Origin of the sequence: Vibrio mediterranei (assembly GCF_900088415.1) — a bacterium.
GTDB classification, from domain to species: Bacteria; Pseudomonadota; Gammaproteobacteria; order Enterobacterales; family Vibrionaceae; genus Vibrio; species Vibrio mediterranei.
This window is the reverse complement of record NZ_FLLQ01000001.1, coordinates 83427-109297: the sequence shown is the minus strand read 5'-3', so window position 1 is coordinate 109297 and position 25871 is coordinate 83427. Positions and strand designations below refer to the sequence as shown.

The following is a 25871-nucleotide window of genomic DNA, read 5'->3' as shown; positions in this document are numbered from 1 at the left end:
GCAATAGCGGTTCGCTGATTTTTAGGTCTATTTCACCTCAAAACGGTGAATAGTTTTTTCTTCGAACAGTTCACCAGGATTCAAACGTACGGATGGAAAATGCGCTTGGTTAGGGCTATCCGGATAATGCTGCGTTTCCAAACATAGTCCTTCACGATTTTCATACTTATGACCGTTGCGACCATACCAAGGCTTATTCGACAACTTGAAACCGTTATAGAACTGCACCGCAGGTTGAGTAGTAAAGACCGTCATTGCTCTACCACTATTAGGTTCATACAGTTCAGCAGCAATTCGATAACCTCGTCGGTCTGTATCGCCGTTTAATATAAAGTTGTGGTCAAACTCTCTGTTGCCTACTTCTGTGCGGGAGGTAAAGTCGAGATCACTGCCCGTTACCGAACAAATTTCTCCCGTTGGAATCATGGTTTCATCCACTGGAGTATAGAACTCTGAGTGCAATGTTAGTTGATGATTATCAACGGTTCCTGAATCATGCCCACCAAGATTGTAATAACTATGATTGACCAAATTGACGACCGTTGACTGATCGGTATGAGCAGTAAAGTTGTAATGGACTTGGTTCTGTTCATCCAGGCCGATTGAATGTGTCACGACTAAGTTGCCACCAAACCCTGACTCACCGTCCGGAGAGATTCGACTGAAATGAACGAAAATCGCTTCACTTTGCTCTTCTAGCGTGTAATTCCAAACGTATTTGTCGAACCCTTTTGAGCCACCGTGCAAATGCTGCCCCGTCGGAAGCTCATTCGTTTCTAACTGAAAGACTTGTCCATCTAATTGGTAACGGCCATCTCTGATTCGATTTGCAAAGCGCCCCGCGACTGCTCCAAAAAACGGGTGGCCAGCAACATACTTTTCAAGGCTTTCATAACCTAGAACCACATCAGCAATCTGGTCGTTACGGTCTGGGACTTCAATGGAAGAGACAATACACCCGTAATTTGTTACACGTATCTTCATACCGTGTTCATTCGCCAACGTAAAGAGCTTAACCGGTACCTCTTGACCCTCAATGTGGCCCCAGTTTTCTTGAGTCAGTTTCACGTGATTGCCTCTATCCGTTATTTAATTTTTGCTTCAAGACCTGAAGTAACGCGTAGCTGCTCAAATACCGCAGTCCAATCCTGACGACCTCGGCCTGCTGCACGCGCAACACTATATAGCTCGCGAGATGCCGCACCACAAGGCATTGGTACATTCACTTGGTTAGCAAGATCCAAAGCAATTCCTAGATCTTTATGCGCTAAATCCAGCATAAATGCAGGGCTTAGGTCGCCTGCTAATACTTTGCCCGGCCATGTTGTTGTAAAGTGACCCTTACCAGCTGGAGTACCACTCATGACTTTCAATGCTGCATCAAACTCAAGACCAATAGCTTCAGAAAGTGTCGCCGCTTCTGCAGACAGTGCGTTAAGAGCAATGCTCATATAGTTGTTAATGATTTTTACGCGAATACCTTTGCCTGGGCCACCAGCATCAATTGTTTCAGAGCCCATGCAATCAAATAATGGTTGCGCTTTGGCGATTTGCTCTGGAGTACCACCAGCAAGAATCAACAGCTCACCTTTGATCGCATGGTCAGATGTTCGACCTACTGGTGCTTCCATCATTGAGAAGCCTTTTTCCGACATCTCGTTAATAAGCGCATCAGTTTCAAACGGGTGAATGGTCGACATGTCGATAAGTAACGCCTGCTTATCTAAGCCTTCTGTAACGCCACTGTCACCAAAGAGTGTGCTTTTGACCAGTGCGCCATTAGGCAGCATAGTAATAACAAACTCAGCGTCAGATGCAGCGTCTGCTGGTGATGTAGCGGCTGTAGCACCTAACTCAACCATCTTTGCGACAGCAGTTTCGCTGATATCAAACACGCGTAAAGAGTGGCCACCTTTAATAAGGTTTGCTGCCATTGGGCTGCCCATTTGACCTAGACCGATGAATCCTACTGTTGACATGAAAAAGTCCTTAGTTCTGTTATTGAATTGCTACTTACTATAATCATTCGAGATTTAATAACCACAACATTTGTCACATTTTGTTGTTTTATGTCCATTTATTATCTTTTTGTGAGAATACTCTCATCGCAAATCTATTTAGTCCTTATAATGAGCCCATGAGTTGTGAAAGCACTCGATGGTTTTCGACGGAGATTTTTCCTTAAAGCTAACGATAGTTTCACCGCTTTTTTTCCAATGATGTTTGAAACGATAAGAGATATAAAATGGCGATAGCTTGTGTTGGTATTACAGTATTAGACCGAGTGCAATTGGTTTCCCAACTCCCGACTCAGGGCGGCAAATATGTTGCACACGATTACTTTGAAGTTGGTGGTGGACCAGCCGCTACAGCTTCGGTCGCAGTGGCTAAGTTAGGCCATGACGTTGACTTCATAGGTCGTGTTGGTTGTGACAGCGTTGCTGATACCATGTTGACCGAATTGGCCAGCTATGGTGTTGGCGTAGACAAGATGGTGAAAATCGAAGGTGCATCCTCTGCATTTTCAGCCGTCATCGTCGATGAAGAAGGCGAACGAATGATAGTCAACTATCAAGACAAGTCTCTGCTGCGCGATGCTACCCCTCTTAAAAATGTTGATTTTTCGACATATTCCACAATTCTTACAGATGTTCGTTGGATAGATGGCGCAAAATATGCACTACAGCAAGCAAGAGAACTGGGTATTCCCTCGGTTTTAGATGCAGACATAACTCCCGAACCCATTGATGAACTTGTAGAATTAGCAGATCACGTCGCTTTTAGTGAGCCAGGTCTCGAAAAATTCACTGGAACAAGCGATCCTGTTGAAGGTCTCAAAATCGCTCAAAAAAAGACAACTGGACGAGTTTATGTTACAGTCGGTTCAAAAGGATGTTATTGGCTTGAAAATGGCGAACTCGCACATCAAGTAGGTCTGAAAGTAGATGTTGTTGACACCACAGGTGCAGGCGATGTCTTCCACGGAGCACTTGCTGTCGCTGTTGCAGAGCGTATGGAAACGCGTCAATCCATTATCTTTTCCAATACCGTAGCTGCGCTGAAATGTAAGAAACTTGGAGGCCGCGAAGGTATTCCAACCCGAAAAGAAGTGGATGACACTATATAAAACCAATAATAAAAAAGAAGGGTTATCGTGACTAATCCAAGACAAGATAAATTATTACAGTTCGTTAACGACAAAGGTTACTACACCGTCGAAGAACTCGCAGAAATGCTCGACGTTTCGACTCAAACGATTCGTCGTGATATTAAGAAACTCAGTGAAGAGCGCCTTGTAATACGTCACCATGGTGGAGCAAGTTCTCCTGCTACCAAAACGAACCTAGATTACGAAGTCCGTAAGGTGTCAGAGACCGAACAGAAAAACGCTATTGCTAAACGTATTGCGGAGATGATTCCTGATAATTCAACGGTATTCATCACTATTGGTACGACCGCTGAAGTTATTGCGAGTCATCTGCTTAACAAGAGTAACTTGCAGATTATTACTAACAGCTTACGTGTTGCGAATGTGTTACACGGTAACAAGACATTTGATGTTCTGATACCAAGTGGCAAGGTCAAGGCATTTAACGGTGGTATTGTCGGGACTGAAGCATTGGACTTTATTTCCAACTTCCGTTTTGATTTCCTTATTACCAGTGCAGCATCTATCGATGTTGATGGTACCTTATTGGAATATGACTTAAGCGAAACTCTGATTACTCAAACAGTAATGAAATCGGCTCGACATGTGTTGGTCGCTTTGGATTCAACTAAGTTTATCCCAAAGGGGTCCATTGAATTAGGTCCAATTAGTGATGCAAGTTGCTTATTCACTGATGCGCCTCTGACTAAAGAATTAGAGGCTATTGTGAATAAAGGCGATACAACAATTGAGATTTGCGATTAATCTACGTTTGCGCAGCTGAAAATTAAACGGTCAACTTGTCTAAGACAAGGTGGCCGTTTTTATTTGCAGCATCCCACTAGATGTCTTGATTAAGTAACATGACCTGCACTCTAATCCAATCGCATCGAAGCACTCTATAGCACTAACGAAAGCACTAGTAATAAGCGAACTACTTGGCGTGCCTGTTCGTTTCACCATGTTACTAAGCAAATACAAGATATGAATGAGCGTTTGGCGCTTATCTCCCCCCTCTCCCCACATAGGTTCAACATCAAGCGTCTCACCGTATAATGCTGGCTTAATTAGTAAACCATTGCCTTCAAATTCCAAACGGTGCTTTATTACCAAACTGCTGACGATTAAAATTTCACTGTAATGCAGAGCACTATATCGAGAACATCCGCTTAGAAGATCATCTAACCAACCGCAGCCGTGGCTCGGCTCTTGCAGAATCGACTCTTGAAGAAATAGGTTTCGAACATACGTTAACGCGGAATTCACACACAAAGCAGGTACCTTGGGTCGAGATGCTACAGTTCTATTCCGCCACAGCTCAGCCTGCTTATCTACGTCAGTCATCGAAACGTTTATTACTTTGCTCATCATACGCACAACCTACCTACTTACTGATGCGCTGTACGCTTCATTACAGCGGTAAACTTGCTCTCCGTCGTGGCTGTAGAAACAAGCACCCACCCCTGACTATTCATGTAATTTAGAGCATCCATTGGCGAGTTAAACGCAATGGTTTTGCCATTTTCGTCGCGTAATAGGTCTTTGTTCCTAACGCCAATCTCCAGTTCTTGCCCAAAGTCGACTTCAACTTTCCATTTCGTCAGACTTAAGAGTTTTCCGGATGCGATCACCATAGCGTATTGTTCGGTTTGGGACTCACGAGCAGTAGGTTCGGGAGATGAAGCAGCGTGACTTACGGTCAACGGTAACAGCAATAATAAAGACAGTGGGACAGTTCTAAATAAGGTTTTCATACAAGATCTCCGATAACATTTCGGCAGGCACACCAACTGTGCCAACGACAAAAATCGTATCAAAGACAATGTCCATTATATGGAAAGCATAGCCCCACTTTGTCTGGAATATGGAAAGACGTTTCTACTTACGACCTGATGAACAAGTAATTGCTATGCTTTCTGCTCGTCTCGTTTTTTCAATGTACGGTAGAATTCTGATAAGTACTCAACATCTTCTTTCGGAGCTGCCAGCATAAGATCCAGAAACTTCAACGTGCTGGCAGATAACGGTAATTGCCCGCCATGAAGTCGCTCTAAGCTGGTCATGGGGAATAGCTGAAGAAGACTAACATCGAGTGCTTTCGCAATACGGAAAAAATCTAGAATAGTAAAATGGCTCTTTCCTTCTCTATCCATTTTCTCATAAAGCGCAGAGCGACCAATTCCGGCTTTTTTTGCCAGTGAGTTCTTGGAAAGCTGGGTCTGAACCATCAATGCTTCTATTCTCTCTACAACCATTTTTCGGAACACCTGTTCCTCGACCCCAAAAAACTCAAAACCTTCTGTTTCAATCTCTGCCATTTCGATTTGTCCATTATGTGGAATTTACATACCCATCCTATCCGAATAACGGATATATCAAATGATAAGTTTATACCAGGTTACACACAACACTAGTTATCAAACCTTATATTTTAACTGAGGGCACCTTTATGCAAACTACTCATCAAGCTTTAATCATCGCTGCACTAACGCTGTCTAGTGGTGCAAACGCAATATCTCTCGAGCCTGCGCAAGGTTTGAATGTTAACCAACCCTATTACGCTCCAGAGACATTTGTACAACAGAGAAGCTTGCCAGTTGTGGATATTCGAGGTCTTGACTCTAAAAGCTATGTCACGGTTTTTGAAAAGCAAATTGGCGATGAGGTGAGACGAGGCATTAAAGAGGCAGAGTATGTTTACAAATTGGCGGGAATTGATGTTGTCGAATTCGAAAAAGACTCCATGAAAGTATTGGAGAACTCAAGAAAACTCAATCCCGAGTACTTTGAAGTAGTAGAAGCATTGGCAGAAGTAGGAGGTATTTCTGTAGAAAGGATGTTCACATTATCTCAACTTGACGCCGCGTTAGCATCAGCAGCCCAATCATCATTAAGTGGCTGTACAACCATTAGTTTTGCAGGTACTGGGGTGGTTGGGCAAGTCAACGATACCCCTTCTTTATCTGGCGGCAACTATTGGGTTCTTCAAGCTGACGATTACGTTCAAGTCATGGCATCCGGTTTTTATGGCTCTGGCCAAACGCTTGGCAAAGACATTGGTGTGGTGATTAACTTTCAGGGTACTGACTCAAAAGGTGTAGGTCTTCAATCTAATAGTGCAATCGAACTTGGCGCTCTTCAAAACTACTTAGCTCGTCATGCCAAAAGCGTGGAAGAAGCAGAGAAAATTCTAGAAAAACACCGAACGGTTGTTGCATCGCATTTTAACTTTGCAGATGCAAATGGCGATACCATTGGTATAGAGATGCTAGAAGGCGATAATTACGTCATAAAACGTCCAGCAGGTATCGGTCATGCAAACCATTCCGAACGTCCGGGCGTGATGCAGTCTTTTGCTGAATCAGTAGGGTTAGGCGAGAAAAGCAGAAAACGCACCATCGCTACTGCCTACACTGAATGGCGCGCAGAGTTTGCTCAACAGTTTATCGATAATAGCCCTGAGGGAAATGTAGACGCAGCAAAGTACGTGCTTAATACCAAGCCTATCGCTCAACATGCAGCATATGGGTCGGATTTTATCTCTACGTTAACCGCAGTTATGGACACTAAAGAAGGCTGCTTAGAAGTGGCTCCGGGGGTGGGTGAATGGAATGACTTTCAGAAAGTGTGTCTAGAAAAGTAGCTAACTGAAAGAACTAGGCTCATCGAATGAGCCTAGATATCACTGTGTTAAGCGTTCAACAAGTCTGCTTATTAGCAGGTTTTATCGCTGCACAAATTTGGTCGCGTAAACAAGGTCAATAACGGACTGGTACTCTTCAATGCTGGTGTCGGCAAGATGTCTTAAGCCACCAGCTGCTTTCGAGAAGCATGCATTGTCTTCTTTATCTAGTTTTTTTACTGCAGCAACAAGCTTGGCTTTAAATTTTGGGTCTAAATCATTACTCACGATAGTAGAGCCATTGGCAATCAGTGGTGATTGCCAAATAATACGAATCTTGTCCATCACTTCAGGATCGTGCTTGGCGTATCGATGAAGCGCACCAGCTGAATAACCACTCGCTCTGTCACCGACCATGCTCGAAGCGGAGACCGCTGCATCAAATTGACCGTTGATAACTCCGACAATGTTCTGTTCGTGACCTCCAGAAAAACTTAGTGACTCAAAAAAGCCATTAAAGCGGTTATCCATAGTTCCACCAACTTGACGTTCTAATTGGTTGTTGGGAATCAGGTATCCTGATGTTGAGTTAGGATCTGCAAAAGCAAACGAGTGGCCGCGTAAATCATCAATATTTTGATAAGGGCTATCAGCCTTAACGATGACTACCGAGTGATAGCCTCTTGAGTTATCTGTGTTGTCTGCAATCAAACCAATGATATCGATGGCTTCAGGATCATTGAGATATACCTCAGCAAATGCCTTCGGCGACATGTTAATCACTAAGTCGATTTTCTTCCCCAGTAAGCCTTGAATCACTGAGTTATAGTCACTCGAGTTTCGTATGTTGGTTTTGACGCCCAACTCCTCCTGCATAAACTCTACAACACATTGGTTATTACCGATTTGTGCTTCGGCGTTTTCCCCTCCTAAGATACCGAGGTTAATGGCTTTAGGCATAGAGGCATGTAGGTTTTTAGAGGCTAAGCCTGCGAGTAATAGAGCTCCTATCCAACGGTTTTTCATTTCATTTTCCTTAATGTCGACAGATATTCGTGTTTAGAGTCGACACTATTGGAACTGTTTCTGCTTATGAGGTTTTTACAGTTCCGTGAAAGTCATATTAATCCGGTTGATAGATACGTTTGCTAGATGAACGACCAGTAAGAGGAAGCTTTGCCTTAGGCGCGCGCTCAATTCTGTACCAAATGGTCAACCAATCAAACTTGGACAATGGGGCTTGTTGGCTTATGTTTATGATGTAGCGGCTCTGATTTATCTTGTTGATTATTCTTACGAAATTAACATCTGACGATATTTGCGTCAGCTCATTACACCCTAGTGTCATAATCTTAAGGTAAACGACATTCTCTAGCCGGACATTATCCTTGGTTCGAAGAGCTAGAAGGAAAGACCACAGCAATGGTAACCGCCCCCTTTCTTTAGCCATTTTATAACGCCGAAAACTCACATTCCCGACAAATCCTAGTACGCAGATTGTAATAACTAGGACGAACAACTCGATCCAATAAGTACTCAAGTAACTTCTAAACGTATGCTTGATAAAAACGCTCTTACCGGGTAGTTCATGCCGCGCTAATTGCTGTGTTTTCGGGTTCCATTGGTATACATCGATAGAAGGTAAGGTAAACTTTCCAGCAGTGTCGAACACAACAGTGTATTGTTCCTGCAATACGGCAGTGTATTCCCCCCGATTTGCAAGGTCTTGCTTGTTGATGGCTTCAAAGTAAACCTGATAATCGGTAGTACTTTGTATCTCACTTAACCGCTCTGGCAGAAGCATTATGGTGCTGCCTTGCACCTGAAGTTCGACATCTCGCTGAAGCGCACTTCCCACGACAAACTGATCTTTGGACGATGGTGATGACCATTCCTGTTGCAAAGATATGTTGGAACTCACTAACCAAGTCTTATCTGGCACCATCATTGCTGACGGCTTGTTGACCTCAAAAGTTACTGGCTTTGTTACAAGGTAACCTGCCACATCAGGATCGCCGTTGTCCCCTTTCACCTGCAATTCGACAATAATACTTGGAATGGCTAGCTTCCCCGTTGTTAAAGGGTAAAGGGTCACTTCCCATTGTTGTATCGCGTAAGTTTTACCATATCGTCGCTGAGTACCATTAATCGCAAACCGACTTCGATTGGCAATCAGCGCATTTTCTACTTCAAAACGATGTACTCGAGTTCCTTTGGTAAACCATGTATCCGTGCCAACCTCTATCGTAATGGTTGTTTGTTGACGAAGGGAGACGGTGTCTGTTGGAGTGACCGAAGCCTTGATAAATACTCGTCCCTTTTGTTGCAATTCACTCATAGTTGTCGCCTGGCAACTCCACGTTATTAAGACCAGTACAACAAAAGATAAAAACGACCACCTAACTCTCATTGATTTCCCTTCTGCTCTACGTAACGTTGCGTAGCAACTCCCATCTCCAACTGTCGATGAAATTTATAAGTAAGAAATACGCTGAGGTCACTATTGACGCGTTTCATCCATTTATCGTGAACGGAAGAATCGGCAAGCAAGTCTTCTGCTGTGAGTTTTTGCTCTTGTAACAACGAAGGATCAACTTCTTGAGTCACCCCTTCCGCAGTTTGTGGCTTATCTCCTAACTCCTTGCTAGCTTCCATTTCACCACTGGTTAATTGGCCTTCTGAAAACTCATTTATGTGTTGTATGATCCTCTCCATGAGTTCTAGGTTTTGAGTCGCTGTCACATTTGCAGGCTCTCGATCCAATATGTCACGATAAAGCTGACGAGCGGCCATATATTCCCGTTGATGTGCAAGTGATGCTGCCGCGCCAAGCTGTGAAGCCGTAGTATCGACTCTCATGTAGTACTGTTGAGCACTAATGTAGTCGCCTGATAGATAATAAGCGGTTGCTCTCCAATATGGTTCCTCAAAAGTCTTAGCCGCCAACTCGTATTGCTGCTGAGCAAACAAGCGTTGACCTTGTTGATCCTTAGTCAGCCAAATATCCATCCAATGTATCGAATCAGCATAAGTAGTAGGGCTATATCCCGAGCCTAATAACATTACGATGACCATCCCCCATTGAACTAACCACCCACGTCGGAACCACAACAGATACAGCAGCATCAATGGCACAAGTAAGTAATAGCCAGAGTCATACCATGGCTCACTCTCTTCTCCATAAAACTGAGCGTGTTTCGCAATCAATGAAGCAAGTTCAACGACATCTTTGTTATTTAGCGAATACATCACCGACTGACCGTCAACGCGATTTGCTAACGACGCAAGCTTCCTCTCCTCTAAAGGAAAAACAACATCGGTATCGCTATGACCGATTCCCCAAATCAACAATTGATGATTGTGACTAGAGAAGTAATCTTGGTACGCAATTATCGCTTCGTTACTTAGCCCATCTGTTACTAATAATACCGTGCCCGATGACTTTGCTTTACTTAACACTTGGTGGATTGGTGACAAGGTGTATTCGGCAAATTTTCCGTCTCTTGGTACCACGTTAAGCTTAATCGCGTTTAGTAGCGGTTCGAATAGAGCTAGATCTTGCGTCGGAGGCATAACCAGATGAGCACTTCCAGAAAACACGACTAAAGATACTTTCCCCTTATTGTGCAACTTGAGCAATTGGAGTACTTTCTGCTTTGCAATAAACAGTCGGCTTGGAGCAACATCTGACTGCGACATTGAGCTAGAGACATCCAAAACAACAACCAGTGGCGCTGTATCTTCTGCAAAAGGAGAGGCTTGTCGATACCAACTTGGGCCAGCAACAATGATAATCGCGATAACGCCCACCAACGTCAGCCCCTTTAAAGGCAATTGGCTAAACCAGTTTGGCCTCCCCACCAGCAATGCATCACGCAGGTGAATGGGCAAACGCGTCATCCATTCACTTCTCTTTGCTTCGTTACGCCAACGCAAATAAACCATACTAAGTAAAGGGATCAACAACAGCAGCCCTAACGGTCGAAGAAAATGAAACTGCTCTATTAGCGCCTGACCAGTCATAGTTCCCTCTTAGGCTGTGCTTTTACTCGAAAACGAAAGACTCTGGTTTGAAACATTAGCCGATAGAGCATAAACATAAGATGATTCAGAACTCCCAACAGCACTGGCACAAAATGCAAGCTAGTTTTAGGTTGATAAGTAAAGCTCTGATATTCCTTAGGTTCCAACACCGAAATGGTCTGATATACAGCGTCCAAATCTTCTTGGGACATAGCAAGAAACGCTTGCCCGCCGGTGACTGTAGCCATTGTCTCGATCGTGCTAAAATCTATGGCTTGATCGCCTGTCGTATTTGGGCTGCCCATGACAACTATATACAGTCGAATACCGTATGCCTGAGCGACTTTTGCAGCGTCAATGGGTGGCACTAAACTGTCTGTATCATTGCCATCTGTCAGTATGATCGCGACTTTCTCTACCGTCTGATTCTCAGGGTTATCTATATATGTTTTTATCGTTAGACCGACCGCATCTCCCAAGTGTGTGCTCTCTCCAGCCATTCCTACTTGGGCCTGATCGAGCAAAGCAAGCCACGCCTCATGGTCAGCAGTAAACGGGGATTGAAGATAGGCGGAATCACCAAAAAGAATTAACCCCAGTCGGTCACCTTCTCGTTTTGCGGCAAATGTTTCGAGCACCGATTTGGCAGCGGTTAAACGATCTTGTTCTTTTCCAGAATTATCTAGAAAGTCCCTTTCCGACATAGAACCTGACAAATCCACCACCAACATGAGATCACGGCCGCTAAGCTGGTAGGTTTTAGGTGTGTCCAACCACATTGGTTTTGCAATTGCTATCACCAACATTAACCACGTAGCGATAATCGACACACGCTGCCAACGACTGGCTCTAAGACTGGCTGCCCCTTTAGTTGCACGAAGGTTTAGTCCATTGACCAGTCGCGTAAAAAAGGGAACAGAAAGTGCCTGCTGTGTTGTCTTATAACTTGGAGCCCAGAGATAAATGAAATATGGCAATGGAAGCAAAATCATAAGCCAAGGATATTCTAACTCGATCATTGTCTTACCTTAACGATGCTGTTTAATCCAGTCACAGGCCATTAACTCAAGCTGTCTTAATTGACTGGGTGTCCATTCTTGATTCCGGTTTTTTGCATAGATTGCCTGCTGCCATTGTTGAGCAATTGAACTCGAGAACATATTTGAATTGCTCTTAGACTGTAAAAACAACAGCCATGCTTCGCCATACAAGGAAGCAACACTCGAATGCGGATAGCAATGACACGCGGTTTGTTTCAAAACGCTATTGAGTACCGTTAAGTAGTAATTCGGCTGATTCTTGGGTAAGCATGCGATGGCTTTCAATGCGATACGTCGATAACGGTTGGCTTGATAACTTCTCCACCACCTCAACAAGACGAGCAAGCTACTGAGCAATATAAAAACTCCGGCTATTTTCCAGCCGATTGTCTGCGGGAAAAATGGCGTCATCTCGGGTATGGCTGGATCAATTAAATCTCGTAGTAATATGTTGTTTTTAGACATGTACTTTCTCACTCAACTGTTGCTTTAATTGCGAGAAATGTTGTCCTGACGTATCGAGTTGAAGATAAGGTATCCCCAGAGATTGCAATTCCTGTTTAACACTGAGGTGATGTTGTTGCCACAGAGTATTGTAGTTGTCGACTTTCTCTTGAAAACTGCTATCCACTGCGACTTGAAGTTCACCGTCACTGAAGCAAATCGCCTCCTGTATTAATAGTTCTTGCTCCATCGGGTCTTGAATTGAAACACATACTAGGTCGTTGTTTGCTTGCAGTCGACGAATCATAAAACGTGTTTCAGAGTCATAGTCGGAGAAATCTGAAATCACAACAATCACTGCACCTTTTAATTTTTGACGCAGCAAGCGTTGTACAACACAGTTAAAAGTCACTCTCTCAGTTTCACTATTACGTTTTACCAGTTCATTATTTTCTTTTTCTAGTAAGCGAAACAATCGTAGAAGCTCACTATGTGATCGCCTAGGTTTAAACCAGCTTAGACCTTGAGTCCCAAATACAAGGGCGCCGGCACGGTCGCTTTGCTGAAGAACCTGCCAACTGAGTGCAGCAGTCACTTGTGCCGCCACAACGGATTTCATTATCTCGACGGTAGAAAAGTACATGTTGCTTCTCTGATCAACACAGAGCAGTACAGTTCGATCTTTCTCTTGTCGGTATTCTCGGACGTGCGGTTGATTTGTTTTGGCCGTCACTAACCAATCGATATTTCGGACATCATCACCCGCTTGATAATGACGAAATTCTTCAAACTCCAAACCTCGTCCTCGAAATCCTGATAAATGTCCTCCAACAAGCCGACTTGCTACCTTTTTCGATGGTGGAAACTGAAACGCATGTAAACGGTGTTTGACTTGCGTGAGCTCCTTTAAGGTAGTTGCGATTCTTGGATCCACAGCAGTCGTCTTCATGAAACTAACTCAACGGCACTTGACGTAATAGCTCATCGACGACGTGCGTTGTGTTTATGCCCTCAGAAACAGCGTCAAAGCTGAGAGATAAGCGATGGCTTAATACGAACGGAGCAACGGCTCTGACATCGTCAGGCGACACAAAGTCCCTACCTGATAAAAACGCATGAGCACGACTACAACGATCCAATGCAATCGATGCCCTTGGGCTTACACCAACATCTATCCAATCCGCTAAGTCGCTTTGTGGATAAGCTTCAGGGCAACGAGTCGCGACCACTAAATCAACCAAGTACCTATCTATCGCATCCGAAACATGGATTTGCTTTACAGCTTCGCGCGCGGCATTTAATGTCTCAACTGAAAACCATTCGTTGCCTTCAAAGGTCGCGTTAATCTTTGTCGCCGACTTGTGCTCGTTTCTATCTTCATCTCGAACTAAACGAATAATATCCATCTCTGATTCGCTACTCGGATAATCCACAGTGACTTTCATAACGAAGCGGTCCATTTGTGCTTCAGGTAAAGGATAGGTTCCTTCTTGTTCTATGGGATTTTGCGTTGCTAGCACCATGAAAGGTTGAGGCAGTGACTTAGTTTCCCCTGCGACAGTGATGGTCCCTTCTGCCATCGCCTCGAGTAACGCCGCTTGTACTTTCGCCGGAGAGCGATTGATTTCGTCAGCAAGTACAATTGAACTGAAGATCGGTCCTGGCTGAAATTCCAGTTTTCCTTCTTCGTGTTGGTAGATTTGAGTCCCTGTAATATCAGAAGGCAATAAGTCCGGAGTAAATTGAATCCGGCTAAAATCAAGATTCAAACAATCCGCTAAGGTCTTTACCGCTCTTGTTTTTGCGGTACCCGGTAATCCTTCCAATAAAATATGACCACCAGTTAACAACGCTATCACCATAGATTTCGTTACATGCTGCTGGCCAATGACATTTCGATTTACCTGACTAATAAGCCTAGTAAGTACTGTGTGTTGGATATCTTGAGTCATCATTATTCTAATTAGCGTTCTTTGCTTGAGCGTGTTTTTTGGTGAGCGGCATCAAGGCCTCTTCAGGGTAGAGTTTGCGTAGCTGTGTTAAACAAGTAGAGGCGTCGGCGCCCATGGCTAGCTTTGCTTCACAAAGCGAGTACAGATAATGAGGTACACCTAACTGAACGTATGCTTGTTCAAACAAATCTAACGCCCTTTCAGGATTACTTTCGGCCAGCATAAGTCCGAGTAAATAAGTATATTGAGTGATATCTGGCTCTAGTTCATGGGCTCGCTGCATATGTTCGATTGCTAATTGGTTTTGCTGCTTTCGCCAATAAGTGAGCGCTAAGCTGTGGTGTAGTGTTGCTGATGTTGGATGAGCTTCAAGCCCTTGGCTCAATACACGTATCGAGTCGTGATCTTGTCCGATTGCTTTGTAGAGTTCTGCCAATTCAACCGCAACTTGAACGCTAGGCTCATTCTTCCATTCTTTAAGCAATAACGGCTTAGCTTCGTCGTATTGTTGACGCATACGGTATAGCCAGGCACTCTCAACTCGCCCATCCGTCGTATCGTCAGACACTGTTAGTTGCTGTTCTATCGCAGCGTCTAGTACTTGTTGATATTGGTTAGGAAGTGATGTCCATAATGGTGCTAATGCGCTTACCGCACGCGAACGCACTCTTGGTTCAGAGTCTTCTAGTAACGGCGAAATGAGATCCCACCTTGCTCTGCCCTGCCATCTTTGCGCAGCGGTAATACTTGCTATCCTGAGCTCGATATACTCTGACCTTGATGCACGACCTAGCGCTATTAACGCATTCGCACCGGAGTAGTTTCCCAACATCTGGGTTGCGGCGATACGCTGACTGAGCGGTAACGTCACATCCTGAGACATTTCAGATAACGTATTTTCTCTGCTGTACTCGTACGTCGTGTTTTGTGGCGATGAGACGTTAGCACTATCTTTTGTATTAGCCCTTTCTGTCATGTTAGTACTATCTATCGTGTTAGTACTACCTATCACTGGAAGCAAAACACTGGCGACCAGAAAAATCATATTAATGAGCGATCTCACGATGATAGGTCCTCATCACGTATCTGTTGGCTTAACGCTTCTGTCCTGATCATTAAGGCGTGAAGAAAATAGACGTGTTCGGTCTGCGGCATTTCATGCATATCGAGCCACTCATTTACAGCGTGTAAGGTGTCAATATAGCGTATATCGGAATTGGCGGAGGAATCTAAATATGCCAGTTCGCGTAAGGAATCAACTAAAGTTGGATAAGCCATTTCTGGCATAACCAATGCCTTCATCTGTTGATTAAACACCTGTTCCAGTACGTCATGATTGCCTTTTGCAATTTGATACTGCGTTCGCTTCTTCTGGTATGAATCCCCACAATCAGAGTGTTTAGGATGTTGTTGACAGTAGTTGAACTGAGTAGCAAAAACGGTATACCGAATACTCATATTCTCAAATGCCAAATCAATCATCTTTTCTACCTGTTCAACAGGGAATAAAGTCTCAATGTTTTCAGTTGTGTTCACGGAAGCGGCTGTTCCACTAGACATCAACGCCAATAAACTGGTGAGAACCATATTACGGATGGTATTCATCATTTCAGGTCCCTACTTAAACCGAATTTTCATTGCATCGGCATTGATGCGTTTGTGTACCGGATACCCCATCGTTGCAACAACCATTGAGATATATGGGTCGATATGGGAGAAGAACTGTTTCCAGCCACCACATAGATAATTAAGACCACTTTCCCCATCGAGTGTTTTGATAAAGCGGTTCTTTGGACATTCTCCAAAACATGCAAACTGATACTGACACTCTCTGCATTGTTTGGGAAGAGTGCCTTCCTTGGCGTTCCCAAACTCTTGTTGGCCTGCAGAAAACTGTAAATCTTCTAACGCCACGTCATTGATATTGCCCAGTTTGTATTCCGGATAAACATAATGGTCACAGGCAAACACATCGCCGTTGTGCTCAATGGCTAAACCTTTACCACACATAGGGGCAAACACGCAGAGTGGGTTAATTCGTCCCATCCAGGACTCAATGCATGCTTCGAAGTACGGAACATTGACCTGACCGATATCGTTTTCGAGCCATTCATCAAAAATAGTGCAAAGGAAATTGCCCCATTGGCTTGCCGATACGCACCAAGGTTCTAGTATCGAATTTGGATGGCTTGGCTCTGTTTCGGGCATTCCTTGGAATAGTATTTCTGATTCCGGCCAATGTTGAGGCGCGGTTTCTCGAAAAGATTTGGGTTCAACAATAGGTATGAATTGCATCTGTGGCGAGCGCACTTCATCACGTAAGAAACGATAAACCTCTAACGGATTAGAACCAGATATGTTGTTCACACAAGACAATGTAGCAAAGTTAACTTTATGCTTGTGCAAGATATCCACACCTCGCATAGTTTGCTTGAAAGTCCCCTTGCCCGAGCGATTTGTTCTGTAGGTATTGTGGATCATTTCTGGGCCATCAATACTTAGTCCAACCATAAAGTTATTCTTACTAAGAAACTTACCCCACTCGTCATTCAGTAAAGTGCCGTTAGTTTGCAGATTATTTTCTATTTTCACGCCTTTCGGACGATACTTTTTCTGTAAACGAACCACATCACGAAAGAATTTCACACCCAGTAATGTTGGTTCCCCACCTTGCCAGTGAAAGACGATTTCAGGGAAGTTTTGTTGTTCAATATAAGACTTAATATAATGTTCCAACATTTCCCGTGACATTTGACTGCCACACCCTTTTTCATGCCCCAACAGCTCTTCTTTGCTCAAGTAATAACAGTATGAACAGTCAATATTGCAGGCTGAACCAATAGGCTTAGTCATAATATTCATACGCTTAGCAGGTTGCTTTAGCGGAAGTGTTTGGCCGAGATGCTGTGTTTTTTGGGACATATTGAAGCCTCGCGTTGGTGTCACAAACCTTGTGATAAGCGCTTCCCTGTGTTGATTGAAGTGCCATTATCCCGCCACTTTAATTCACCGTAATCGGTAATTTTACTGCTTAGTTGCAAAGCAATTTCTTATATTTAGATGTAAAAAAAGCCCGACATTAATGTCGAGCTTTGATGAGCATAACAATGGCTTTATTTATATTGAGCTCTTTGCCAGATATTCATTTTCTCTACAATTTGGTCGATAGAGAAAGATCCAGGAACCTGTCTAGGTGGGAATTCTTGGAACGTTTGAAGGAACTGACCTGTGGTCGCAGCACCTAAGTATAGGTAAGGCAAGTGTTCGATGTACCATTGAGTATACATGCCTTCGTGATCAGCGACCTCATATGGGTCTTGGCGTAGGTTATACATTTTAGGAGCTCGTAGCTCTTCAAATGAACAGTTCCAAGTTTCCAAGCCATGACAGTTGTTCACACTGAACATAATCTTGTAATCACCGACGCGAACCGCCGAAATATCACCAACATCTGTTGCATAGATATAGTAATGGCGCGGCCACGTTGTTAAGTTGTGCTGCGTAGTCGCCTTGCCTGTTTCTAATGCAGGAAGCAAATTGTAGCCATCAAGATGTACCTTGTACTCTTTACCATTGATCTTCTTACCTTTCTTCAGATCTTCTACAATCGTAGTATCCCCTGCTGCTGCAACAAATGTTGGCATCCAGTCATTGTGCGCTGCGATTTCGTTTACAACAGAGCCAGCAGGAATTTTCCCTGGCCAGCGCATCATGGCAGGGACACGGTGACCACCTTCCCATGATGAGTTTTTCTCGCCGCGGAAACGAGCTGTACCACCATCTGGCCAAGACAGTTTCTCAACGCCATTATCTGTTGTGTAACTTACGATAGTATTGTCAGCAATCTTTAGCTCATCTAGTTTGTCTAAGAGCTCACCAACCATATTGTCGTGCTCTACCAAGCCATCGCCATAAATGCCGCCGCGCTTTGAAAGACCCTTTGATTCTTCTTTAAGATGAGTCCAAACGTGCATACGAGTCGCATTGAACCAAACGAAGAACGGTTTATTTTCTTTGTGAGCTCGGTCGATGAAATCGAGAGCTGCCGCAAGAAACTCTTCATCCACTGTTTCCATGCGCTTTTTCGTTAATGGACCCGTATCTTCGATCTTGCCGTCTGCATAGGAGTGAATCACACCGCGCGGTCCAAATTTCTTCTTGAACCAAGGCATTTTTGGATAATCTTGATGCTCTGGCTCTTCCTCAGCATTTAAGTGATATAGGTTACCGAAGAATTCATCAAAGCCGTGATTAGTTGGTAAGTGCTCATCCAGGTCACCAAGGTGGTTTTTACCGAACTGGCCGGTCATGTAGCCTTTTTCTTTAAGCACAGTCGCAATCGTTGGGTCTTCACCTTTTGAGCCTTGCTTGGCTCCTGGCATACCTACCTTAGTCAAACCGGTACGCATTGGGTGTTGACCTGTAATAAAGGCCGCACGACCGGCTGTACATGAGTTTTCACCGTAGAAATCCGTGAATAAGACACCTTCGTTAGCAATACGGTCGATATTTGGAGTCCAGTGACCTGCTTGGCCCTTCGTGTATGCACTTAAGTTATCAATACCGATATCGTCACCCCAAATTGCCAAAATATTTGGACGTGAAGTGTCGGTTGTTGCGAAACTTGTCATTGACGTCGCAGCTAACGCTGCACCTACCGCTAGTTGTAGGAACGTTTTCTTTTGAAACATAGTTCAGACCTTGGATTAGAAATAAATCAGAACTATTATTTAAAAAGCGATGTATTGGGTAATCAGTATAATTACTGCTTATTTAATTCATAGATAGTTAAATAGCGCTACCCGTCACTATAAACCATAAGTGCCAATAATAATCGATAAAGAAAATTGACCCTAATCATAATTTACTAGCTTTTTAATGGTTGTAGTTCAAATGTCCTATTGGTTCAGTACATTTACTGTATTTCACTCTATTTCCACTCCCTATCATCCCTTCACCTATTCATTTCAGAGTCGCCATTTTGAGCGACATAATATCTTGGTCCAAACTCAGGTGTCTTTATGTTAGATTACTTTGCTCTATTTCTGGTTTTTTTTGTATTTATTACAATATTTTATGGAATAATTGTCATTCATGACATTCCCTACGAAATCGCTCACAAGCGTAACCACCCACATCAGGATGCAATACACGTAGCAGGTTGGGTTAGCCTCTTTACACTCCACGCCATATGGCCTTTTTTATGGATTTGGGCCACGCTGTACAAGCCTGGCACCGGGTGGGGATTCACTCAACAACAAAAACTTCAACTAGAGTCTGAGCTCGTTCATCTAAAAAATGAAATTGCTGAACTTAAACAGCACATAAATAAGGCAGAGGGTTAATAATATGGACATGCTGATTATTCTAACTTATACGGCTTTATGTATTGGTATCTTTAAACTGTTTAAGATTCCTCTTAATAAATGGTCGGTTCCTACAGCCGTTTTAGGCGGGATTGGGATTTTAAGTACCATTATGATTGCGATGAACTACAACCACCCTTATGCTAAATTTTCTAAAGAAGTGTTTGTCTCAGTCCCTATCATCCCTCAAGTCACGGGGACTGTTAAAGAAGTTCACGCCAAAGCCAATGTGCCTGTTAAAAAGGGCGATATTCTATTTACTTTGGAAAATGACAAACAGCAGATTGCGCTCCGTAAAGCGAAAGCCGCTTTAGAAGAAGCGAAAAGTATTGCCTACCAGAAAGATCAGGGATTAGTTTCAGCAATTGCAAACACTGAAAAAGCACAAGCCGCAGTACAAAAAGCAGAAGCCAATTTAAACCGTACCTTTTCAACCTACCAACGTTACACCGAAGCTCATACGAAAGGCGGCGAAAACTCTCCATTCACAGATGGTCAAATTGAACGACAGAAAGAACTCTACAACTCGGCAAAAGCCAGTGTTGATATCGCTCGTTCTACCCTAGATGCCGCCGAATCAGAGCAAGAGCGAGTTCGCCTAGATGCAGACTCAAATATCTATGGCGAAAATACTCGTGTGGCACAATTAATCGAAGCAGTAAAACAAGCAGAGCTCGATTTGGAATACACCATCGTTCGTGCCCCAGCCGATGGTATACCGACTCAAATTGCCTTAGCTCCGGGTTTTCGCTCTGCATCGATCCCGCTACGCCCCTCAATGGTCTTCATTCCAGATACCGGAAAACGTCAAATTGCCGGGATGTTTTGGCAGAACTCTTTACGAAGACTCCAACCAGGTTTAGAAACTGAAATGATCTTAGATTCACAGCCTGGTAAAGTGTTTACAGGGAAATTGGTCAGTGTGTTGCCAGCAATGCGAGAAGGTGAAGTGCAAGCAAATGGTACCTTAGTATCAGCCAGTACTTTAACTCGACATGGTTTTGCTGTTGGAATTATCGAGCTTGACGAAGACCTGGATAATTATGAACTACCAATGGGTGTTCAAGGCCAAGCTGTCGTATTGAATCATGAAGGAGATATTCTTCATACTTCAATCGTACGTCGAGTTTTGTTGCGTATGATGTCTTGGTTAAAGTATGTTTGGCCAATGAAGTAAACTACTCTAGATGTAACAACCTCGGCTTTTGCCGAGGTTTTTTTGTAACTTCAGATTTATCGCATCAAAGCTTTTTTTGCCTTCCAGTTCTCAAGCCAATAGCCCAATGTATAAGTACAAATAGTGATATCTGTTATCGCAAATGGAATAAAGCTGGCATTTAGATGTACAGTTTCAGGGTTAAAGAAGTTAGATACATACAAGTACACCATGAACAACTTCTCCAAAAACGAATAGAGAATAATAGATTCCCTCCATTGTGGTTTAAACGCTGATGCAGCGATAAAGAAACCCATTAAGCCAACCATGATTCCCCAGTGTCGAAATAGAAACACATAATTAGCATCATAAGGAAGATTATTCATGTCTCGTAAAGCCGACTCGGGATTGACGGCGTATATCCCCGCATACATCGTAATTAAGCCACCAACAACGAGAAACGGTTTTAAGAATCGATTAAAAAACATAATGCACCACTTTGCTAACGTTAACGAAAATAATTTGACGAAAAATCAATCTATAACGGGAGTCTATCCAATGGCAGCTGCTGAGTATTCAGTAAGAATTACGGTATATAACGAGCGAATTGAGTAGAAGTAGCGCTAGAATAGCGCTACTTGAAAGGTGAGAGTTTAGAAGCTTAGATTAACGCCTACAAAATGGATATAGCCTTTAAAAGTACCATTAAGGTCTGGTAGTGGCGTATTCAACCCGTTATCTGGTGCCCCGACTTGTCGCTCCACGGGTATAGAACCAAAGTCTGCAAACTCATAAAAGAAGTCGACTGTTTTGTCCCCCCATTCAGTGCTCGCGCCGAATGAATAACGATATTGCTCACCAACTGGCAGATCTACCCACTGCAAAGAGGGCTCATCTTGTGGCGAAGTTTCATAGGAGAATCCAGCTTTTAATGCCCAACCGTTGTTGAGTTTATACTCTGTACCCACTGCAAATTTCCAAACATCCTGCCACTGTCTATCTACTGAACTTGTTAGGTTGTCGGTATATAACGGCGTTTCCTCAAAATCACTCCATTGATGGAACTGAATTGAGCTCAAAATAGCGATTTTCGAGTTAACATCATAACGACCACTCAGGTCAACAATGGCGGGTACTAACAACTCAGTTTGAAGTGGTAACGACATTGCAGGGTCAACAGATGTTGCCGTAACAGCAAACTCGTGTTCCAATTTAGAGCGATAGCTAAGTCCGATGGACCAATCTTGCTGCTTATGCATAATACCTGCGGTATAGCCATAAGCCCAGTCAGTATCCAGGTCCGTTTGCAATGAAGCCGTGGATACTTCAAGTAATCCATAGCTAATCTGAGCACCTAGTGCGATAGACCAGTTTTCATTCAACTTGTAGCTCATATTGGGATTCAATTGAACCCCAGTCATAAATGCCTTATCTAGATACGACGCCCCTGCCCACTCACTACCGTATTCAATTGATGAACCACCAACAACACCAAAGTTCACACCAAGATGAAGCGAATCATTCAGTTGTCGCACATAAAATACCCCAAGTGAAGGCATCGTAGTGGTCGCTTCTCCGTCACCATTGGCTATACCAGATTTATCGTCATAATCCATTTTCAGGTTGAGCAACATTGCATTGACCGTCGTCAATTGCTCACCCATAAAGGCCATTGAGGCAGGGTTAGTCCATGTGGCGGCTGCAGATTTAGTGTAAACACCATCACCAGCACCAGCAGCACCCGCGTTGGCCGTAACGGCCTCTTGCAATAACAAACCACTTGCTTGAACTGTCGGCGCTAGTAGCAACAATGCGATCGTAGATTTCTTCATGTGAATTCGCTCTAAAAGAAAGTATTAGAAAATTTCCATGTGCAGTTAGCTGCACTTTTATTGATTATTTAACTAATACAATTTTAAAAAACTGAGCTTGTGAAATGATCGGTAAAAATACTGCACCGGAAAGAACGAATGGTATTTTGTGAAGGCGGTATGTTGAAAGAAATTAATGCCGCACCTATACCAAAATATACAGTGAGGTACGGCTTCGAATTGAGTAACTATAGACAGTGTTTATTATTTTCTACGAGTATCATTATGCCCGGCCATAAAGTCATTCGTGCCAGTGATCTTAGAGATCCAATCCCAACCACGAAAACCAACCAAACCACGAATAAAGGGAATAACACCTACAGCACGTGGTCGTGCTACGAGTATTTTGTTCTTTTTAATCCCCTTCCAAACCGCATCGACCATTTCATTTGTTGAGATCATTGGCATTAACTTAGAATGTGCACCTGCGAACATTCCTGTGTCAATGTGGCCAGGCGTAACTGTGGTCACTTTGATATGCGGTAGCGTCTCAGCCAGTTCGACGCGCAATCCTTGAGACCAGCCTAACATTGCCCATTTGCTAGCACAGTACACTGTGATTCTTGGGCAGTACATGAAACCGGCACCAGATGAAATATTGACGATATGACCCTCATCTACTTCCGCCATTGCAGGTAAAAAAGCACGTGCAATATGCATAGGTGCAGTACTATTTATTTGCATTGATAAATCAATTTTCCTTGGGTCGTGGTCAATAAAGTGTTCCGACACAACAATACCCGCATTGTTAATTAAGAGCTCGACCGCACCGATATTTTTCAGAATGACCTCCGCAGTTTGATAAACCAACTGAGTATCCGTAACGTCAACTTGAAACGTGTATATTTGAGTCTCGCTGTTATGAAACTCTTGTTTAACCTGCTCCATTGCATCTCGGTTTAAATCCCAGATTATGACGGCTTTTGCACCCTCTGCGACTGCACGCTCCACATATGCTTTACCCATGCCACTCGCACCACCCGTTACAAGCACGGTCTTGTTCATAATGCTTTTCATACGTTGATTCTCTCTCGATAATTGAAATTCGATTTATCTTTAGAACTGTTGCTCTATTATTGAGAGGAAGTATACGAATTGACTATGCAGGAATATGCAGTAATTAATACTGCAATAGTAGTACTTAAGGGGTAACGGATTATCACCCCTTATAATCGATAAGATAATTGTCTAAGAATTTGCAAAATATTTTAGTTAGCGGTCAACGGATTCGATGCCTAAGCCATTCCTAAGCGCAAATTGCACTAGTTCTGTATGATTATCCAAATCCAATATATCGAGCATTCGATATTTATGCGACTCTATCGTTCTTGGGCTCAAGAACAGCTTTTCGGCACACTGTTTTGCGGTATAGCCCTGGGCAAGCAAAGTAAGTACCGTACATTGTTTTTTGCTCAAAAGTAGAAGCTTTTCGCTCTCATCGACTGCATTGCTATCATCAAGACTTAGATTACGGGTCATAGTCGCATGCTGCCAGAAGCATAACCAAATATCACACAACAAGCGCAGTCGCTTCAGGTTTTCCTCTGATAATGGCGGTTCATCTAGACTAAAACGGGAAAAGGCAAGCGCTCCCCACGTCTGACCAAATAGTTCCAAACGAATAATGCCATGCCATCTAGCACCTTCACGATAGAGTTCTTTTACAGGATCAAGTGAGTGCTTGGCTAACGCTTCGCTGTCAAATATCTGCCATGTTTGTTTTGAACGTAAAATTCTTAGGTAGTCCTTGTAATTACCTTTAAGAAATCGTTGCTTTTCGAGTGGAGGGATACCTTTTCGAGATACGGAGATCGTCTTACCATCATTGAGAAGAATCATCGAATTGGGAAACACTGTTAGCCTATCGAGCTTGAACCACTCTAATGCTTCTTCAGCAAGTTCTACAAAATTGTCCAGAAACTCATTAGGTTTTGAGGCCGTCAGTCGCTCTGATTGACTCATTAACAACTCTTCAAAAGTACTCTTCATTCTAATTCTCGCGATACAACAGACTAATAGTTATAGTTTTTTAAAGCTAGCCCATCTGGAAAAAGTGTCAACGTGTGGGCTAAAAATTGGGATTTTATTAAATGTTAAATCTTGGCAAAAAAAGGCCAGTAGCTAATGCTACTGGCAAAGGGTTAAATAGAACAGTGTCAAATACTAAATTAGATGTTTACGTTAGCGCGTAGGAATAGCTTGTCATCATCTTCAGACGTGAATTTGTAATCAGTCACTAACTCAAGGTGTTCGTTAAGACGGTATGAAGCACCGATAGTGAACCAGTCATCTTTATCAAATGTACCACCTTTGTTGCTCTCTTTATCGAAATTGTAGTTTTCCGAGTTATATGTCGATGAGATAGAGAGGTTCATTGTCGCTTGGTAAGCGATACCTAGTGCATAACCCTCTGTTTCCTCATTATTTACCGCATTTGTACCATCTGACTCAACGTCAGCAAAATCGTATTTTGCAGCAAAGTTAAACTTGTCAAATACTGCTACCGCACCAATCGTGTAGACTTTTTCGCTGCGGTCGATTGCGTCTGTTGAATATTCACCTTTTGCGATATCCACATAAGTACCACCGATAACAACTGGACCTACCGTTGCAGAACCACCAACAGCCCATGCATCATTAGTGTGCTCCCATGCCGCACCGATATCGAAGTTTTCACCAAAATAGTGGTGGTTAAGTTGTTCGTCAGTACACGCCGCTTCGTCAGCTTCTGCACCTAAACCGTACTCTTTAGAGATATCACCAAAGCCAAGGTATACATCCGCAATACCACATTGTTTACCAAATGTCGTAACACCTGCTACCGTTTTAGTACCAAATACAAAGCGGTCGACATAGTTTGTCGCTTCTACTTTTGTATCTAATCCACTCCAAGCATAGCGAGCTTCACCACCCATTAGAATCGAAAAGCTATCTGTCACCGAATAACTTAAGTCCGCACCTACTTTAAACATATAAGTTTGGTCAAAGTTTCCATCTGCTTGGTCATCAAATAATACGTTACCGCCTAACTCTGCCCCTGCGTAAGCGACGCCAGACAATTTATCGTTCTCAATAAAATCATACAGGTTATTTGGTTTATCAGCAGTAGAAGACAGATCTGAGATATTTGCTGCAGATGATTGCTCAGCAGAGATAGTTGCTGCGTCTGATTCTGCTAAAGCAGGTGCCGACAAAATCATAGCGATTGCAATGGCCAGTTTTTTCATTTTTTGTATCCCGATAGTAATG

At 43.3% G+C, this 25871-nt stretch carries 27 protein-coding genes; 6 read left to right on the top strand and 21 right to left on the bottom strand.

The genetic code is table 11. The features are described 5' to 3' along the window. Nucleotides 1–27: 27 nt before the first annotated feature. Entirely contained in the window at nucleotides 28–1068 is a 1041-nt protein-coding gene (locus VME0621_RS00510; RefSeq protein WP_062461276.1) for an aldose epimerase family protein, read from the bottom strand. Between the two features lie 17 nt (nucleotides 1069–1085). Beyond that, on the bottom strand, nucleotides 1086–1979 hold the full coding sequence (gene yihU, locus VME0621_RS00505; protein ID WP_006069612.1) for a sulfolactaldehyde 3-reductase: 894 nt from the start codon (nucleotides 1977–1979) through the stop codon (nucleotides 1086–1088). Nucleotides 1980–2245: 266 nt separating this feature from the next. Between yihU and VME0621_RS00500 the strand changes: the two genes are divergently transcribed. Both VME0621_RS00500 and VME0621_RS00495 read left to right on the top strand, forming a co-directional pair. Continuing rightward, the gene (locus VME0621_RS00500) at nucleotides 2246–3127 is read left to right on the top strand and encodes a sugar kinase (protein ID WP_062461273.1); all 882 of its coding nucleotides are present in this window, start codon (nucleotides 2246–2248) and stop codon (nucleotides 3125–3127) included. A gap of 27 nt (nucleotides 3128–3154) precedes the next feature. After that, nucleotides 3155–3913, top strand: a complete 759-nt coding sequence (locus tag VME0621_RS00495; RefSeq protein ID WP_038227024.1) for a DeoR/GlpR family DNA-binding transcription regulator — start codon at nucleotides 3155–3157, stop codon at nucleotides 3911–3913. Nucleotides 3914–3952: 39 nt separating this feature from the next. Here the strand turns inward: VME0621_RS00495 and VME0621_RS00490 are convergent, their stop codons facing one another. From VME0621_RS00490 to VME0621_RS00480, 3 genes are all read right to left on the bottom strand, one after another. Next, nucleotides 3953–4519, bottom strand: a complete 567-nt coding sequence (locus VME0621_RS00490) for a hypothetical protein (RefSeq protein ID WP_062461270.1) — start codon at nucleotides 4517–4519, stop codon at nucleotides 3953–3955. 17 nt (nucleotides 4520–4536) lie between these two features. Then, nucleotides 4537–4902, bottom strand: a complete 366-nt coding sequence (locus VME0621_RS00485; protein WP_096442557.1) for a hypothetical protein — start codon at nucleotides 4900–4902, stop codon at nucleotides 4537–4539. Between the two features lie 153 nt (nucleotides 4903–5055). Continuing rightward, nucleotides 5056–5466: a helix-turn-helix domain-containing protein gene (locus VME0621_RS00480; RefSeq protein WP_062461268.1), complete on the bottom strand. Its 411-nt coding sequence runs from the start codon at nucleotides 5464–5466 to the stop codon at nucleotides 5056–5058. 131 nt (nucleotides 5467–5597) lie between these two features. Here VME0621_RS00480 and VME0621_RS00475 point away from each other — a divergent pair, with 131 nt between their 5' ends. Further along, nucleotides 5598–6791 (top strand): C45 family autoproteolytic acyltransferase/hydrolase, encoded by a 1194-nt coding sequence (locus VME0621_RS00475; protein ID WP_062461264.1) that lies wholly within the window; start codon nucleotides 5598–5600, stop codon nucleotides 6789–6791. Between the two features lie 81 nt (nucleotides 6792–6872). On the opposite strand, the gene phnD is transcribed toward VME0621_RS00475, so the two are convergent. The 11 genes from phnD to VME0621_RS00420 form a co-directional block, all read right to left on the bottom strand. Beyond that, complete coding sequence (gene phnD / locus VME0621_RS00470) at nucleotides 6873–7796, bottom strand: phosphonate ABC transporter substrate-binding protein (protein WP_062461261.1); 924 nt, start codon at nucleotides 7794–7796, stop codon at nucleotides 6873–6875. A gap of 97 nt (nucleotides 7797–7893) precedes the next feature. Next, nucleotides 7894–9108 (bottom strand): BatD family protein, encoded by a 1215-nt coding sequence (locus VME0621_RS00465; protein WP_157769583.1) that lies wholly within the window; start codon nucleotides 9106–9108, stop codon nucleotides 7894–7896. 68 nt (nucleotides 9109–9176) lie between these two features. Continuing rightward, on the bottom strand, nucleotides 9177–10793 hold the full coding sequence (locus VME0621_RS00460) for a vWA domain-containing protein (RefSeq protein ID WP_062461255.1): 1617 nt from the start codon (nucleotides 10791–10793) through the stop codon (nucleotides 9177–9179). Continuing rightward, nucleotides 10790–11812, bottom strand: coding sequence for a VWA domain-containing protein (locus tag VME0621_RS00455; RefSeq protein ID WP_062461252.1), 1023 nt, complete (start codon nucleotides 11810–11812; stop codon nucleotides 10790–10792). Before VME0621_RS00455 ends, VME0621_RS00460 begins: the two co-directional genes overlap by 4 nt. Nucleotides 11813–11821: 9 nt before the next feature. Next, entirely contained in the window at nucleotides 11822–12298 is a 477-nt protein-coding gene (locus VME0621_RS00450) for a DUF4381 domain-containing protein (RefSeq protein ID WP_062461249.1), read from the bottom strand. Continuing rightward, on the bottom strand, nucleotides 12291–13226 hold the full coding sequence (locus VME0621_RS00445; protein ID WP_062461248.1) for a DUF58 domain-containing protein: 936 nt from the start codon (nucleotides 13224–13226) through the stop codon (nucleotides 12291–12293). The genes VME0621_RS00450 and VME0621_RS00445 overlap by 8 nt, the downstream gene beginning before the upstream one ends. A gap of 4 nt (nucleotides 13227–13230) precedes the next feature. Beyond that, nucleotides 13231–14217 (bottom strand): AAA family ATPase, encoded by a 987-nt coding sequence (locus VME0621_RS00440; protein WP_370736755.1) that lies wholly within the window; start codon nucleotides 14215–14217, stop codon nucleotides 13231–13233. Between the two features lie 19 nt (nucleotides 14218–14236). Then, entirely contained in the window at nucleotides 14237–15205 is a 969-nt protein-coding gene (locus VME0621_RS00435) for a tetratricopeptide repeat protein (protein ID WP_062461245.1), read from the bottom strand. Nucleotides 15206–15288: 83 nt separating this feature from the next. Continuing rightward, entirely contained in the window at nucleotides 15289–15837 is a 549-nt protein-coding gene (locus VME0621_RS00430) for a hypothetical protein (RefSeq protein WP_062461242.1), read from the bottom strand. Nucleotides 15838–15846: 9 nt separating this feature from the next. After that, the gene (locus tag VME0621_RS00425; RefSeq protein WP_062461239.1) at nucleotides 15847–17151 is read right to left on the bottom strand and encodes an anaerobic sulfatase maturase; all 1305 of its coding nucleotides are present in this window, start codon (nucleotides 17149–17151) and stop codon (nucleotides 15847–15849) included. Nucleotides 17152–17342: 191 nt separating this feature from the next. Beyond that, the gene (locus VME0621_RS00420) at nucleotides 17343–18920 is read right to left on the bottom strand and encodes an arylsulfatase (protein WP_062461236.1); all 1578 of its coding nucleotides are present in this window, start codon (nucleotides 18918–18920) and stop codon (nucleotides 17343–17345) included. Nucleotides 18921–19250: 330 nt separating this feature from the next. Here VME0621_RS00420 and VME0621_RS00415 point away from each other — a divergent pair, with 330 nt between their 5' ends. Both VME0621_RS00415 and VME0621_RS00410 read left to right on the top strand, forming a co-directional pair. Continuing rightward, entirely contained in the window at nucleotides 19251–19574 is a 324-nt protein-coding gene (locus tag VME0621_RS00415; RefSeq protein ID WP_006069592.1) for a DUF3302 domain-containing protein, read from the top strand. A 4-nt stretch (nucleotides 19575–19578) separates the two neighbouring features. Then, nucleotides 19579–20772, top strand: a complete 1194-nt coding sequence (locus VME0621_RS00410) for an HlyD family secretion protein (RefSeq protein WP_062461234.1) — start codon at nucleotides 19579–19581, stop codon at nucleotides 20770–20772. A 56-nt stretch (nucleotides 20773–20828) separates the two neighbouring features. Here VME0621_RS00410 and VME0621_RS00405 read toward each other — a convergent pair whose 3' ends face one another. Continuing rightward, on the bottom strand, nucleotides 20829–21137 hold the full coding sequence (locus VME0621_RS00405) for a hypothetical protein (RefSeq protein ID WP_231892893.1): 309 nt from the start codon (nucleotides 21135–21137) through the stop codon (nucleotides 20829–20831). On the opposite strand from VME0621_RS00405, the gene VME0621_RS26745 reads away from it, so the two are divergent. After that, the gene (locus VME0621_RS26745) at nucleotides 21136–21366 is read left to right on the top strand and encodes a hypothetical protein (protein WP_197498247.1); all 231 of its coding nucleotides are present in this window, start codon (nucleotides 21136–21138) and stop codon (nucleotides 21364–21366) included. The two genes, VME0621_RS00405 and VME0621_RS26745, sit on opposite strands and share 2 nt — an antisense overlap. Nucleotides 21367–21404: 38 nt before the next feature. On the opposite strand, the gene VME0621_RS00400 is transcribed toward VME0621_RS26745, so the two are convergent. From VME0621_RS00400 to VME0621_RS00385, 4 genes are all read right to left on the bottom strand, one after another. Further along, a complete protein-coding gene (locus tag VME0621_RS00400) occupies nucleotides 21405–22583 on the bottom strand; it encodes an OmpP1/FadL family transporter (RefSeq protein WP_062461225.1) in 1179 nt (392 codons plus the stop codon). Nucleotides 22584–22826: 243 nt separating this feature from the next. Continuing rightward, nucleotides 22827–23639: an SDR family NAD(P)-dependent oxidoreductase gene (locus VME0621_RS00395; RefSeq protein WP_062461222.1), complete on the bottom strand. Its 813-nt coding sequence runs from the start codon at nucleotides 23637–23639 to the stop codon at nucleotides 22827–22829. A 195-nt stretch (nucleotides 23640–23834) separates the two neighbouring features. Further along, complete coding sequence (locus tag VME0621_RS00390; protein WP_062461218.1) at nucleotides 23835–24611, bottom strand: helix-turn-helix transcriptional regulator; 777 nt, start codon at nucleotides 24609–24611, stop codon at nucleotides 23835–23837. A 179-nt stretch (nucleotides 24612–24790) separates the two neighbouring features. Beyond that, nucleotides 24791–25849, bottom strand: a complete 1059-nt coding sequence (locus VME0621_RS00385; RefSeq protein WP_006069586.1) for a hypothetical protein — start codon at nucleotides 25847–25849, stop codon at nucleotides 24791–24793. Nucleotides 25850–25871 lie beyond the last annotated feature (22 nt).